The sequence below is a fragment of the Niastella sp. sgz303648 genome, from assembly GCF_059587045.1.
This window is the reverse complement of record NZ_JCAPSW010000005.1, coordinates 340,904-356,071: the sequence shown is the minus strand read 5'-3', so window position 1 is coordinate 356,071 and position 15,168 is coordinate 340,904. Positions and strand designations below refer to the sequence as shown.

At 43.5% G+C, this 15,168-nt stretch carries 11 protein-coding genes and 1 pseudogene; 5 read left to right on the top strand and 7 right to left on the bottom strand.

Features of this window, described 5'->3' with window-relative positions; all coding sequences use genetic code 11:
- Window positions 1-111 precede the first annotated feature (111 nt).
- From AC59IL_RS17055 to AC59IL_RS17025, 7 genes and pseudogenes are all read right to left on the bottom strand, one after another.
- Window positions 112-1,347 (bottom strand): BamA/TamA family outer membrane protein, encoded by a 1,236-nt coding sequence (locus AC59IL_RS17055; RefSeq protein WP_496553376.1) that lies wholly within the window; start codon window positions 1,345-1,347, stop codon window positions 112-114.
- A gap of 217 nt (window positions 1,348-1,564) precedes the next feature.
- Window positions 1,565-3,811: a TonB-dependent receptor gene (locus AC59IL_RS17050; RefSeq protein WP_496553375.1), complete on the bottom strand. Its 2,247-nt coding sequence runs from the start codon at window positions 3,809-3,811 to the stop codon at window positions 1,565-1,567.
- A 5-nt stretch (window positions 3,812-3,816) separates the two neighbouring features.
- Window positions 3,817-5,112: a tetratricopeptide repeat protein gene (locus AC59IL_RS17045; protein ID WP_496553374.1), complete on the bottom strand. Its 1,296-nt coding sequence runs from the start codon at window positions 5,110-5,112 to the stop codon at window positions 3,817-3,819.
- A gap of 80 nt (window positions 5,113-5,192) precedes the next feature.
- A pseudogene (locus AC59IL_RS17040) lies at window positions 5,193-6,449 on the bottom strand (DUF4331 family protein).
- A gap of 87 nt (window positions 6,450-6,536) precedes the next feature.
- Window positions 6,537-7,325 carry a molybdopterin-dependent oxidoreductase gene (locus AC59IL_RS17035; protein WP_496553373.1) on the bottom strand — a complete coding sequence of 263 codons (789 nt, stop codon included), beginning with the start codon at window positions 7,323-7,325 and terminating at the stop codon, window positions 6,537-6,539.
- Window positions 7,297-8,034, bottom strand: coding sequence for a cytochrome b/b6 domain-containing protein (locus tag AC59IL_RS17030; protein ID WP_496553372.1), 738 nt, complete (start codon window positions 8,032-8,034; stop codon window positions 7,297-7,299). The genes AC59IL_RS17035 and AC59IL_RS17030 overlap by 29 nt, the downstream gene beginning before the upstream one ends.
- Before the next feature lie 181 nt (window positions 8,035-8,215).
- Window positions 8,216-8,779 carry a fasciclin domain-containing protein gene (locus tag AC59IL_RS17025; RefSeq protein ID WP_496553371.1) on the bottom strand — a complete coding sequence of 188 codons (564 nt, stop codon included), beginning with the start codon at window positions 8,777-8,779 and terminating at the stop codon, window positions 8,216-8,218.
- A gap of 268 nt (window positions 8,780-9,047) precedes the next feature.
- On the opposite strand from AC59IL_RS17025, the gene AC59IL_RS17020 reads away from it, so the two are divergent.
- The 5 genes from AC59IL_RS17020 (at window position 9,048) to AC59IL_RS17000 (ending at window position 15,164) form a co-directional block, all read left to right on the top strand.
- On the top strand, window positions 9,048-9,458 hold the full coding sequence (locus AC59IL_RS17020) for an EVE domain-containing protein (protein ID WP_496553370.1): 411 nt from the start codon (window positions 9,048-9,050) through the stop codon (window positions 9,456-9,458).
- A 427-nt stretch (window positions 9,459-9,885) separates the two neighbouring features.
- On the top strand, window positions 9,886-11,550 hold the full coding sequence (locus tag AC59IL_RS17015) for a vWA domain-containing protein (protein ID WP_496553369.1): 1,665 nt from the start codon (window positions 9,886-9,888) through the stop codon (window positions 11,548-11,550).
- Window positions 11,551-11,647: 97 nt separating this feature from the next.
- Window positions 11,648-12,565: a DUF4349 domain-containing protein gene (locus AC59IL_RS17010; protein ID WP_496553368.1), complete on the top strand. Its 918-nt coding sequence runs from the start codon at window positions 11,648-11,650 to the stop codon at window positions 12,563-12,565.
- A 109-nt stretch (window positions 12,566-12,674) separates the two neighbouring features.
- Window positions 12,675-13,361 (top strand): SIR2 family NAD-dependent protein deacylase, encoded by a 687-nt coding sequence (locus tag AC59IL_RS17005; protein ID WP_496553367.1) that lies wholly within the window; start codon window positions 12,675-12,677, stop codon window positions 13,359-13,361.
- A 186-nt stretch (window positions 13,362-13,547) separates the two neighbouring features.
- Window positions 13,548-15,164, top strand: coding sequence for a DUF1800 domain-containing protein (locus AC59IL_RS17000; RefSeq protein ID WP_496553366.1), 1,617 nt, complete (start codon window positions 13,548-13,550; stop codon window positions 15,162-15,164).
- Window positions 15,165-15,168 lie beyond the last annotated feature (4 nt).

Here is a 15,168-nt window from a genome sequence, read left to right as displayed (position 1 = left end):
TGATTGTGAAGGTTAAAGGGCGTCACATGTCTTCCAATAATTCATCATAATTAAATGCCCGAAAGATTAACGACTTCGGAAGTAAAGATTTAAAGCAGGCATAAAACATAGCTAAAAGATTTCTCCCAGGTTCACGAAAAATCCTCTTGAACCATTTTGGCCGAAGCCATAGTCAACGCATAAATTGGCGCCGGAGTGTTTGTTGAGCTTTAGTCGAAAGCCAACGCCGTAGCCGGGAAAGATCTTATTATAGGAGGGTGATATTTCACTTGAAAAATGCTGCAGGTTTACAAAGGCAACACCGCCAAACAACCCGTTGGCTGAGATGCCAAACCGGTATTCGCTTTCGAAATACAGCATGTTATAACCTCTGAAGCGGCCCTGAATATAACCCCGGCCGGTATTGTAATTATCGTCCCAGCCCGTGCTGGGCAACAGCAAATAAGGTGGTGTGCCGCTGGCCGTAAGCCATTCCATCATCCAAAATGCAAGTACATTGTGCGATTGCTGTGGGAAATGAAGATAGAACCGGCTGTCGATTAATAATGAATTCCAGTTGCTGTCGCTGCCCAGCGCCCGCATGCTGTTGCGGTAGGTAATATTCAAATACAGGCCCTGTTGCGGGCTGATCTGGTTAAGCCGCGAATCGTATAAAAAACGCAGTACCATCGACGATGCCGTTTCTTCCTTGCCAAGCTTTCTGGTGATCTGTCTGTTAAGCATACGCGCCGAGTCAATGGCTTTTATATTCCAGAATTTATCGAAATAGTAACCCACGCCGAGGTAAAAATTGCCCGACAGCGCCTTCATGACCGTCTGGTGTAATTTGATGCCTGAAAAGTCAATGGTATGTCCCTGGTTAGGGTCTGTTCGTCCGCCAAGACCGTAAATAGCAGATGGGTAATTGATATACCTGAAATCGGAAATGATATTGTAGCGGTTCCTTTTCGTCCATATATTCACCTGAAAAGGAATGATCGTTTGGCGGTATTGCGAATAGGTAACATTGGTATTTACGCTCGATATCTTGCTGTCGGCTGCAGTATCGGTGTGCCATGCCATGTTACCACTGATGATACCGGCAAAACCGGTTTGCAGCGTATAACCAACTGCCGGAAGAAATGAAAAATGTTTGCGGATATCTATAACTTCTGCCGTGTCGGGCGGTGGTGGTTTATGGTGATGAAAAAGAGGGTATACCACATCGCCCATATCTTTTTCAGAAACTTTTTTAGGGCCGGTGCTGTCGGCGGGCAATACCTCACTGTTTTCGGCCGGAGATTGCGCATAATCCCCGATAAAAACCAATAATAAAACAGCTGTCAATAAACTTACCTTCGGTATCAATAATGAGGGTTTTCGTTACAAATAAAACAAATGCTATAAGAATGTTTGATATATAAGTTGTGAATTAACCGGTACTTAACCAAATACAAATGTTTCGCTTCGCTCAGTATAATGCAGTTGCGCTAAGAGCTATAGGAGAAAAAAGAGAAAAAAAGAGACTTTTCAGTTTGCATTAGGATATCTTTTTTTTCTCTTTCTACTCTTTTAATCTCTTAGCCTAAAAGAAAACAGCCAATTTCGCTCTCGCAAAAAACGGTGTGCCGGGTGTAAAATGAATTTCCGAAACAGGGGCCGGTTCGTTTTTCAATCGCGATTCGGTATCAAACTGTGTTTCGTTCCATTGCACGTTGAACAAATTTTCAATGGCCAACCCGAATTCGTACTTCTTTTTGGTGTAGTTCACCGAAAGATCGGTAACTGAATATCCTTTTGCTACTACAGAGTTATCTTCATTGGCCGCACGATCGTGCATATATCGGTACCTGATACTACCATTGATCCCGTTTTTCAATTGCCAGTTTATACCGCCGGTGCTGGTGAAAGTGGGCGCCAGCGGAATATAGTTTTGTCCTTTGGCGGCTTCCATACTGCGTGGTTTGGCCAGATTCACATTCACATCCGCAAACAGCCAGCTGTTGAACTGGTAACGCCCGCTTAAATCGATCCCGATGCGTCGTGTTTTACCGCTTGGTTCCACCACACCTTCATCGCCTACATATACAAATTCCTGCTTCAGGTACAAATACCAGGCCGTGATGTTGATCAGCAGGTTATGAGTTGGTTTTAGCAATACACCGAAATCGGCACCATATGCAGCCGGTAAAATATCGTACCCTCTGTTAAATACCACTACACGGGCATCGTTTGAGTGAAATCCTTTACCTGTTTTTAAATACAATTGCGTTTTTGTGTTCAGCGTGTATTGAATATTCAGTTTGGGGCTTGCAATTAATTTATGCTGATCGGGCAATTGACCGGCAACCAGTTTATCATAGTAGTGAAAATCTAAATAATCGAGCCGGGTACCGATATTGAACCGCCATCTGTTTTTTTCGAAGCTTTCCTCTGCATAGGCAAATGCATTGGTTTCGTGTATATCGCCCAGCTGTTTATATTGAAGTACTATATTGCGGTTAATGGTGTGCGATAATTCACTGTTCCTCGTTTGATCGGTCCTGAAACCTGTTCCATAAACCGATTGCACGGCCCATGAGCCCAAATAAGTTTCATGTGAAAGTTTAGAGTTGTAGCCTATGATATTCCTCGATTCGCGCTGGCGTATCTGATCGCCATTCACCGGGTCGTTTAAAAAGTAGGTGAAATTCGAATGCAAACTAAAGTTGTAATGCGTATAGTACAGCTGATTTTCCCAGGTAGTATTTTGCGTAAGATAACTGCTCAGTTTGGCGCTGGCATTGGTTCGGGTGGTATAACCGCCTTCGGTATTATCAATGTAACCAAACCGGCTGATCAGTCCGCTTTTTACAGCGCGCTCAGGAATTTGTCCCGATGCATCCCAGTCGCTGCTGAGCGTAGAGCCTATGAGGGTAAGTTTGTTGCCGTTGCCAACTGTAGTATTCAGCTTCCCAAACAAATTAAAGCGGTTAAAATGCTGGGGCGATTCAAAAGGGCCATCCGAATACAACATTTCACTGGCAATGTAAGCATTGGTACCTTTTTGTTTTTGGCGGTTGCCCAGCAGGTCAATCATGGCGAGTCCCCGAATGGTATTGAACTGTCCGCCTTCAATCTTTACGGTACTTTTATCTAAACTGTTTACTGTATTCATGCTTACATAACCGGCGGTGCCAAGGTTGCCATATTGCGTGTAGTATGGGCCTTTTCCATAATCAACATTGCCGGTTAATTCAGGAATCAAAAAATGCAAATCGGCATAACCCTGTCCGTGTGCATGCGATACCATATTAACCGGTAATCCATCTACGGTTACATTGATATCTGTTCCGTGATCGATATCAAATCCGCGTAAAAATATTTGTTCTGCTTTGCCACCTCCCTGGTGCTGACCAATAAAAAGCCCGGGCACTGTTCGCAAAATATCCTGGGCCGACCGTACCGGCTGCAGGTTGAGATCGATTTTACTAAGCGTATGAAAAGACGAAGCCGCCGTTTGCGGAGTGATCACGATCTCTTTTAAATTCACCGGTCCTTTTTCCATTTCAACCAGTAATGATGAAGTTTTGACTGCCTGTACCTGTTGTGTGCTATACCCTATAAATGAAATGATGAGTTCTGCAGTATCGGTTTGAGCTGTGTTTTTATTTATGGTGAAATACCCCTGTTTATTGGTGGTTACGCCCTGTTGATTATTGCTCCATCTTACATAAGCCAGCTCCAGCGGTTCTTTCCCCGATTTATCAATTACGCGTCCTTTGATAACCTGTTGCGCCCCGGCGAAATAACCACAGCCAATTAATGAGATGATTAAAAATATCTTTTTCATGGCGGTTACAGGTCATTTAATGCTTCGCGAATATCATTGCTCATCGTTGGCCCCAGTTCATATGAACTGTTGTAAGCTTTTTGTAAAAGTTGCCGCGCCATTGACTTTTTTCCGGCGGCCTGGTAAATTTTACCCATGTAAAATAGCGCATCGGGTTCAAAACATTTATTCAGTACATATAAACGGGCGGTTTTTATCGCCGAATCAACCTGACCGTTTTTGTATTGTGCAAAGGCAAGCCAGCTGAATGCCTCTGGTGTAGGCCGGTTCTGTACTTCCTGCCTGGCAATTTGTAAACTTTGCGCGGCATCTTTCAACTCATTGGCTGCTATTGTAAAAAGATATTTATTGTACATACCGCCATACAAAGGATTATGCGTGGTAGTCATAAAATTTTCAATATGCTTTTTTTCAGCGGCCTTATCCTGCTTATAAGCTGCCATTTGCGAAAGTAATAATTCATAATCGGGAACCGGATGCATTTGCTGTAAATACGCCACAATTTTCCCGGCATTCGCCACATCTTTATCGTGCGAAAACGCAAGCCAGGCAATGCCTTTGAGGGCATGGTAATAGTGAGGATCTTTTTTCAGCACATCGAGATAGCATGCATACGATTCGCGATAACGGTTTGCATGACCGTATAAATCGCCCAGGTTCGATTTGAGCCATAAATACAGGGCAGGAGCGGGGTTGTCTTTTATTTTGGTATAAGCCTGTTCCATCAGTTTAATGGCTTCATCCTGTTTTCCTTCAACATGATCTTTATATTTTGCTTCGCGAATAAGATATTCAAAGGCTGTTTTATCGGCCAAACTATTCAATGCTTTCCGTGCCCGGTAACGATTGCCTAATTCCATAGCCACATCGAATGCCATCAGCACGGTAACGTATTTGTCGTCGCCTAATACCAGCGCTGAATCAATATATTTTTGCGCCTGCAAAAAGCGGTGTTGCGTAATGCAGTTGGCAGCCAGCGATCTGTAAGTGCCTGAGCTGTTTATATGGTTTACGATATTTACCTGCCGGTATAAGCTGTCGGCCTCATGCACTTCTGTTATATTACCCGAATAGCCAAACCGTTTGGTAAGCAAACCGGCGATTTTTGATTCAGAAATGATATCGCCTGGCGTGTTAGATAATCTTTTTGTCCAGAAGTTTAATTCTTCATTAATCTGTTGCAGGTGCGTATTGGGCTTTTCCTGCAGATAGATAGCATAATCTTTTGGGTTAGTAACCGGTTGCCGGCGGCAACTGAATAGTATTACGCTGATGATGAAGGGAAAAAATATTTTTTTCATGGTGAATTATTTGAAGTATGCCACGCTTTCAAAGCGTGGCATACTGTGTTTTTCCTCGCCCTTCAGGAGGCCGGGGGGAATTAATTCGGATTGGCCAGATAAGGAAATGAAGAAAGTAAAGGTTTGTCGTTTGCATTTACATGATCGCTGGTTAAGCCGGGATTTGAAGTGCCCGATGGACCGCCAAAGATGAGGGTAAGCTCTACATCGATCACGTCATCTGTCAGTGCACGGCCGGTAAGTACGTTGGTGCCGTCGTAAAAGGTAGTAGGAGCGGTGGTTGATACGTTCAGCACATCGGTTACCAGGGCGCCGCTGAACTGATCGGCATTTAAGCCAAGCAAATTGGTTGTATATCCCGGATTTAAGGCCAGCAATCTCGATTTGAATTTACTGCCGAACACACCGGCCATCATAGAAGGTATTGTGGTATTAAACACATCTTTATCAGGTGCTGAAACAAATACGGTGTTTATTGCAGGACGCCCCATCTGGTCCTGCATTTGATAATAAGCAGGTGTATTGTTGTCTTTATCTTTTTTGCAGGCTGCAAAAGTGATTACCCCTGCAATGATCAGTAAGTACCTGCCGATAGAATATATTTTCATGATTGTTTTTTGTAAGAATTAAGTAATGAATGATTATTGCCCTGAGCGGAGTCGAAGGGAGCCCATTGCCTATTGTTTCTTCTTCGTTTCTAACCACACATTCAGCGTACCGTTCTTGGCGTTCAGCATCGATTTGGGTAATTCAATTACAAGGCTCAGTACATTGGTGCCTGCGAATGCATCGGTACCGGGATTATTAAAGCTGGTAGCTGTACCTGCAAGGATCTTTTTAAACTGGGTAAGGTCAAAAAAGAATGGATCATCACGCGGACCGGCAAATACTTTCATGCCACTGCCTGTGCCGATCGTAGGTGAGCCGGCTCCATAAGGTGTTATGGCTACTTCAGCAGTTACATCACCTTCGATCTTACTACGGGAGCCTGTTTCAGATGGTTTTACGGGGCCATAGATCTTCATTTTTCCATTGCTGTAAATACCCTGAATTACGAAGTCTTCAATAAAGTCGTTGTTGTTATCGATGTTGAATTCGATGAGGGTATTGGCGTCAAACTGTGCGGCGCCTGTTGCAGAAGGCGCGAGCAAGCCCTGTGTATTGGCAACTAATACGAGGTTGTTGGCATCCTGTGCTCTGAAGGCATACAGATCGGTAATGTCGGTAGTTTGGTTGGTAACAGCAGGTGAATCGATGTGATCCGCTGCCAACACCAGTCCGCCTGCCGTAATGCCTATCGCAGCCACAACAGCGAACAACACTTTTTTCTTTTTCATGTTTAATTTTTTTGTGATGATGAATGTTTAGATGATACATCACTTACGGTCGTTTGGCACAGTTAGATTTCAAAGAGGAATATTTTTTTACAATCCCGAATAATAATCATAGCCACGTTCGGCCCAGTAATCATCTGGCTTATCATTATCGAAATACATAGTGCCGATACGCTTTAGGCTTTTTATGCCATATTTTACAGGAATGATCAATCTAAGGGGGGAGCCATGTTCGGGCGTTAATGGTTGGCCATTGTGCTCATAACATAAAATGGTTTGCGGATGCAGAGCCGAGGGCATATCGATACCAACATAATATTCCTCATCGGGTGTAATAAGGCCAACATACTTTAATTGCTTTTCTTCTGCCAGACTATAATATTGCATAAAGTCTGATAACCGAACGCCGCCCCACCAGGTAACCTGGCTCCATCCTTCAATGCATTTGAAATTATAAATTACTTCGGTTTTGGGTAATTGCTTTATATCGGCGAGTGTTAGTTCCAGCACAGCACCATTCTTACGTTGTACATTTAATTTCCAGCCGGCTGCTTCAAAGTCTTCATTTAAACCGATGTCGCCATTTACTCTTGACTCAGCTACGGCCTGTTGTTTTGAATATACTTTAGCCAGATGATCATCGCTAAAGGTTGTACCAAATATTTTTTCATTGGCATTCAGTACATCGCGCAATGGTTGCTGAATGCCGCCACGCAGGCCGCCGTCTAACGGCTGGTTTCGCAACCACTTCCAGCCTGCAATGCCTGAGCCCACCGCCACTGCAGACAGGAAAAACGAGATCATTGTTCTTCTGCTGATCTGTTCATCAACAGTAAGCTGGTCCTTTTTTTTAAACAGTTGTTGTATCAGGCGTTTCATGATCATTTGTTTTTGGTGTTGTTGGGGGCGCATCTTTTGCCGAAGGAGTTTGTATTACTTCAAACCCGGTTATCATTCCGCGGAAATTGTTCCAGCCTGTCCCGCGCCGGCGCGGGATCACCTGCACGATATGAACTAAAAAAAATAAACAGTACCCGATGGTAAGTGTGAAGTGTATCAGCCGCGCCGTTTCGTAGCCGCCACATAAGGCGCATAACCAGCCAAACTGAACAGGCTTGTATATGGCCAGGCCGGAAATAACAGAACCAAAACCCATAATTATGATGCTGGTATAGGCAATTTGCTGGGCGCCGTTATATTTTTTTACGGGTAGCGGTTGTTTGCGAATGTGCAGATCGTGCAGCAGCACTAACCATGCTTCTTTAAAGGAATGGCGGTTGGGCAGCAGGTACTTCCATTGACCTGAAAAAATGGTAAACAAAACATACAGCAATCCGTTGATGCCGAACAGCCACATGAATACAAAATGAAAAGCCATGCCTTCTGCCAGTCGTGAAGGAATATGCAGGGCTGCATAAAAGCTTTGCGGAAAAAAATGAATGAGCTTTTTACCGGCAATGGTAATGGCATAAATATCGTTGGCCCAGTAAATAAGCATGCCGCTCCAGATCATTATAGCAAGAATGGGAAAGTTGATCCAGTGGAACCAGCGAATTGCCAGCGGGTGTTTTTGTACAATCTGTTTCATAACATAATGAGATACGAAACCGGCCAGACTGCAGATTTAAAAAGAACCAAAAAACAAAGCCAAATAAAAAAGTTACAGGTTACAGGTTTCTGGTTTCAGGGATAATCCCTTGCAACCTCAGACCTGTATCCTGTAACTAAAAAAGAAAGCCGGTAAAAACCAGCTTTCGAATCAGTGAGCCTTAGCTCCTGGGTAACACCACATGATCAATTACATGAATAACCCCATTGCTTTGGTAAACATTTTTGATGGTCACGGTAGCCATGCCACCTTTTTCGTCTGTAAGCATAATTTTATTACCCTTCATAGAGGCCCATAAAGTTCCTCCCGCTACGGTTTTCAATGCGGCCTTTCCATTTCCTGCTTTGATCAAACGGCTCAGTTCTTTTGTGTCGAGTTTGCCGGCTACAACATGGTAGGTAAGAATAGTGGTAAGGGTACCTTTGTTTTCGGGTTTTAATAAATTTTCAACAGTGCCTTTCGGTAACATGTCGAAGGCTTCGTTCGTAGGTGCGAATACGGTAAACGGACCAGGCGTTTGCAACGTTTCAACCAAACCGGCTGCTTTTACGGCAGCTACCAACGTAGTATGATCTTTTGAGTTCACTGCATTTTGTACAATGTTTTTGGAAGGATACATGGGAGCGCCGCCTACAGCTACGGTTTTTTCCATTTTTTGTGCAAAGGAGGCATTCATAAATAAGGCCGCAGCCATCAACAAAACAAAACTTTTAACCGATTTCATAACAATGCTTTTTTTAAGAGTTGAGTGTAAATAATAAATAATGTTTTTATGGTGTTTGTCGTACGCGTAACGATTATGAACCACATTATGTACGCAGGATGAAAGTGTCTGGATTTTAGAATGTGAAAAAAAAAATTGAAGAGTATGTATTTGTTACCTGTTACCGTTACCGGTCGCCGGGTTCTCCACTGCCTACTGCCCTGCAAACTATCTGCACATATTCATCGTATAAAAACTTGTAGTACATTCGCCCCCTAATATTTATTCTATGGCATACTGGCTGGTTAAATCAGAACCTTCTGTTTATTCGTGGGAACAGTTTGAAAAAGACAAACAAACCATGTGGGATGGAGTGCGCAATTATGCCGCGCGCAATCATTTAAAAGCAATGAAAAAAGGCGATGAGGTATTATACTACCACAGTAACGAAGGACTTGCCATTGTAGGTATTGCCAAAGTAATAAAGGAACATTACCAGGACCCCACCACCGATAATGAAGCCTGGGTGGCGGTTGACCTGAAGCCCTTTAAGAAATTAAAACACCCCGTTTCGCTGAGCACTATAAAAAAAGACAAACGTCTTTCGCAAATGGCCCTGGTTCGCATCAGCCAGTTATCGGTTCAGCCCGTGACCGACGAAGAATACCATGCCATCATGGAATTAAGTAATAAGTCGTAAGTTATAAGTAGTAAGAATAGATACAACACAAAAAACTGAACCTTGCAACTTAAACGACTTAAAATTTATTACTTATCACTTACAACTTCTTTAACGTTTCCTTCAGGTTACTTTTTCAGATAACCGGTAATTAATAGTTGCTGATTATCTTAACCGGGATTTATACGATTTATGGATTTACAGGAACAGGCTACGCTGACCTGTAGGGTCTTAGTGTTTATTATTGTACCGGAGCTTTATCAGAGCAATCGGCTAAATCGCATAAAATCCCGGCCCAGACTTCGTATGATTCCGATAACCATCATTTCAAAATTCAGATATTCAGCAGCGCGCATCATAAAGGTTCCCGGGAAAAATGCTGATTCAGACAATATGTAATTTTCAAATCATTGCATCTTATCATCACACACAAGTAAAAAGTATAGCCATGAAAATTTTATTTCAGATTATGGCAGTATTACTGCTATGGATTTTTATTGCCTGCAAAAGCCAAAAAGGCCAGTCATCTGCTGACGAAAAAAATAAAGTAGTTAATGTGCAAGACATGAAATTAGAAGAAGTTACCTCACAGGGGGTGAAAGAGATTCCCCCGCCTAAGGCGCAAATGTTTACCCCCCCGGTAACTGTACGTGACGGTGAAGCAATACCGGGCGACAAAAAACCTTTAAACACCGAAGACTACGACCATATAGTAGACAACCGGTTCCTTACCGCCACGCAAAATCCGTTATCTACTTTCTCTATTGATGTTGATGAAGCAGCCTACAGTAATATCCGCCGGTTTATTAATGAAGGAAGCATACCGCCTGCAGGCGCGGTGCGCATCGAGGAAATGATCAACTATTTTGATTACAACTACCCACAACCGCAAAGTGATGATCCGTTCAGTGTAAATACCGAGATTTCAGAATGCCCGTGGAGCCCGCAACACCGGCTGGTGCACATCGGATTACAGGGCAAAGAAATACCCATGCAGAACCTGCCCAATGCCAACCTTGTTTTTCTGATAGATGTGTCGGGATCAATGGAAGATGAAAATAAACTCCCGTTGGTAAAGGCTTCCATGAATTTATTAATCGACAAAATGCGTTCCGATGATAAGGTGGCTATTGTAGTGTATGCGGGTAATGCCGGCCTGGTATTGCCATCAACCAGCGGCACCAATAAAGAAGCTATTAAAAAAGCCCTCAACAATCTGGAAGCCGGTGGTTCAACTGCCGGTGGCGAAGGCATTCAGTTAGCGTATAAAGTAGCCACAGAAAATTTTATAAAAGGCGGTAATAACCGCATCATACTGGCAACCGATGGCGATTTTAACGTAGGCCCCAGCAGCGACGACGACCTGGTTCGTTTAATTGAAAAAGAAAGAACGAGCGGCATCTACCTCAGTGTGCTTGGTTATGGTATGGGCAATTATAAAGATAATAAAATGCAGCAGCTGGCCGATAAAGGAAATGGCAATCATTCCTATATCGATAATATCAATGAGGCAAGAAAAGTATTGGTGAATGAATTTGCCAGCACCTTATTCACCATTGCCAAAGATGTGAAAATACAGGTTGAATTTAATCCGGCTAAAGTGCAGGCCTACCGCCTGATCGGTTACGAGAATCGCGTAATGGCTACCGAAGATTTTAACGACGATAAAAAAGATGCCGGTGAACTGGGTTCAGGACATACTGTAACCGCCCTGTATGAAATTATTCCCATAGGTGTAAAAAGCGATTTTATCGGCAACGTTGATTCTTTAAAATATCAGTCTGCTAAAACGAGGCCTGCTACTGATGGCGGCAATGAAATAATGACCATCAAGCTTCGCTACAAAAAGCCTGATGAAGATGTAAGTAAGCTGATCGTGCATCCGGTTATCGACAGTCATGTGGCTTTGGCAAACACCTCCAATAACTTTCGCTTCTCGGCTGCCGTAGCTGCATTCGGCATGCTGCTGCGCAATTCGGAGTATAAACAAAACGCATCTTTTGAACAGGTGATTTCATTGGCCAAAAATGCCAAAGGTGATGACGCCAATGGCTATCGCAGCGAGTTTATCAATCTCGTAAAATCTGCCGGTTCCCTGATTGCGAAAAAATAAGATGATACAGAGTACGCTACCCTAAAGGTTAACACAGGGTGAGCCACCCTTTAGAGGGTGACTCACCCTATATCAAAAAACTTCTAAACTAATCAATATGTTTTCCACTTTTAAACCGGTGGTATTGATGACATCAATACTGCTGATGACCCTTATTGCCTGTAATGATAAAAGCGCCAGCGAAGAAAAAACAGTAGCGATTGCTGAAACTCATAATAATATGGCGGCGGCTGACTCCGCCAGTGCCTATTATGGAGTTGTAGACACAACTGCGCCTGCTCCCGCTGCCGGTAATGAAGTGCCACCAAAACAACCGGGCACATCAGCATCCACTCCTAATGTCGATTGGGACAAAAAGATCATCAAAAATGCCACGTTAACCATTGAAGCAAAAAGTCATAAATCGTTCAATGATTATATTCACGAACAGGTAAAACGAAGCGGCGGCTACGTTGCCGAAGAAGAACAAAATAAATCAAATTATAAGATTGAAAACACCGTTACCATTAAAGTGCCTGTTGATCAGTTCGACAACCTGGTAAAATCAATAACATCTACAAAAGACGATAATGTGGTTTCGCAAAAAATTACTTCGCAGGATGTAACCGGTGAAGTAATAGACACCCGTGCGAGAACAGAGGCCAAACGGCAGATACGGCTACGTTACCTCGATTTACTGAAGCAGGCAAAAAATATGGAAGATATCCTGAAGGTGCAGGATGAAATCAACAACATACAGGAAGAAATTGAAGCCGGCGCCGGCAGGGTAAGCTATCTTACACATGCCGCAGCCTTCAGCACCATACAACTTACATTCTATGAAATATTGAATGCAGCGGCAGAAGAGGGTGATAAACCGGGCTTCGGACAAAAAGTATTGAATGCCTTAAGTAATGGAATGGATTGGGTAGGAGAGATGCTGGTAGTAATTCTTACCCTTTGGCCTTTGTGGTTATTATTAGGGGGAGTCTGGTGGGGGTATAGAAGATGGAAAGCAAAGCCCAAAGTGAGCTAAAGTCCGGAAGTCCGCAAGTCGGAAAGTCGGAAAGAATCACGCTGATAATGTATTTTTCTTTCGGACTTCCGGTCTTTCCGTCTTTCGGACTTAAGTATTAAATTTGAGCATGAGCAAAAAGAAAATTGTGGTATTAACCGGTGCGGGTATCAGCGCCGAAAGTGGCTTAAAAACATTTCGCGACAGCGATGGTTTATGGGAAGGCTATGATGTAACTGAAGTGGCTACCCCGCGGGGATGGAAAAAGAACCCGGCCCTGGTGCTGGAATTTTATAACCAGCGTCGTAAAAATGTGCTGGACGCACAACCCAATGCGGCTCATACCGGTCTTGCCGAATTGCAACAGGACTTCGATGTGCATATCATCACCCAGAATATCGACGACCTGCACGAACGTGCCGGTTCTCAAAAAGTATTGCATTTGCATGGTGAAATATTTAAAATGCGCAGTGAGCTCGATGAATCACTTATTTACGATATAAAGGATGATATAAGCCTGGGCGATAAAGCACCGGATGGCGCGCAGTTACGACCGGCCATTGTATGGTTCGAGGAACCGGTACCTATGATCGAAGCAGCCGTTCCTCTTGTTCGAAGCGCCGACATATTTGTTGTAGTTGGCACATCACTGGTAGTGTATCCTGCCGCGGGATTGGTTAATTATGCCGCCTGGCATATTCCTAAATACATTATCGATAAACAAATTCCCAATGCCTCCTCGGTATATAATGTAACCGGTATTGAAAAGCCAGCTACACAGGGGGTGCAGGAGCTGATTTCTATTCTCAGAGGCTAAAAGCAGTTGATAAGTTGACAAGTTGATCAGTTAACAAGTTAACCAGTTAACCAGTTAACTTGTCAACTAATTAACTGATTAACCTGTTAACCGCTTCTTCACATAATTTTGATATTACTGGTTAAGTATTTGCATAGTTTTAAATAAATAAGCCTAAGCGGTTGTATTTAATTAAAACCTTATGCAATGATCATCCCATCCGTAACTGCATCGTTAAAACGATATAAAGGAAAATGGGGCCGGCCCGAAGTAAAACACCTGTTGAAACGAACCTTATTCGGTGCGAAAAAAGAGGATATCGACTTTTTTGCATCGGGGTCGTTGCGGCATGCCATTAAACATTTACTGCAAACAGAAGAATCGCTTCCCCTTCCTCCGGTCAATAATTACAACGACGATAAATATACCGATGAAGAAATTCAGCCCGGCCAAACATGGGTAACCGCCACCAAAATCAGCGGAATGAATACCGGCCGGCGAAGAAATAGCTTTAAAGCGTGGTGGATGGGTTGTATGATCAACCAGCAAAGAACGTTACGCGAAAAAATGGTGCTGTTCTGGCACAATCATTTTGCCACCGAAGCCAATAACGTAGACAACCCTACGATGGTGTATAAACACAACCTGCTGTTACGCCAATACGCTTTGGGTAACTTCAGGGAAATGGCGCGGGCTGTTACCATCGACCCGGCTATGCTGAAATACCTGAACGGAAATGCCAATACCAAAAAAGCGCCCGATGAAAATTATGGACGCGAGCTGCAGGAACTGTTTACTGTAGGAAAAGGGCCGGGATCGCATTATACCGAGGCCGATGTAAAAGCGGCAGCCAGAATATTAACTGGTTTTCGCATCGAAAATAAATCGCTGCCCGATATTCATGGCATTTTCGAAACCGGCCGGCACGATGATACCGATAAACAGTTTTCAGATTTTTATCAAAACACCCTTATCACAGGTCGTAAAGGAAAAGAAGGCGAAACAGAACTCGATGAGCTGCTAAACCTTATTTTTCAGCAGCCTGAAGTGGCCCGTTTCATCTGCAGAAAATTATATCGCTTTTTTGTATACCACCAGATAGATGATACCACCGAAAAAACGATCATTGAACCATTGGCCAATACCTTCCGCCACAGCAATTATGAAATAAAACCGGTGTTGGAGAAATTGTTCAGCAGCAGGCATTTTTACGATGTAGCCAATCGCGGCGCTATTATAAAAAGTCCGGTTGATTTTACGGTTGGCCTTTGCCGCGAATACGGCATCACTTTTCCGGGGCCTGAGAATTACACAGATCAGTATGGGTTCTGGAGCAATATGCAAAATACAGCGGCTCAAATGCAACAGAACATTGGCGACCCGCCCAACGTGGCAGGCTGGCCTGCTTATTACCAGGAACCGCTGTTCGATAAAACCTGGATCAACTCCGATACATTGCCCAAACGCACCGCTTTTACCGATCGCATGATGAACAATGGTTTTGCACGTACCGATAAAAAAGTGGTTATTGATGCGGTACAGTTTGCGAAGCAATTGACATCGCCTGCCGAACCCGATCAACTGATCGATGAACTGGCCGCATTACTGTATGCAATAGAAATTCCTGCCGAAGAAAAGCAGTATATGAAAACCGGTATTTTGTTACAGGGATTGCAGGGTATGGCCAGCGACCATTACTGGACGGATGCCTGGAATAAATTACAAACTAACCCCACAGATGCGGCCAATACAAAGATCGTTACTACTAAGCTGAAGAACCTGTTGAAATATATGATGAGCCTGCCGCAGTACCAGTTAATGTAAAAAA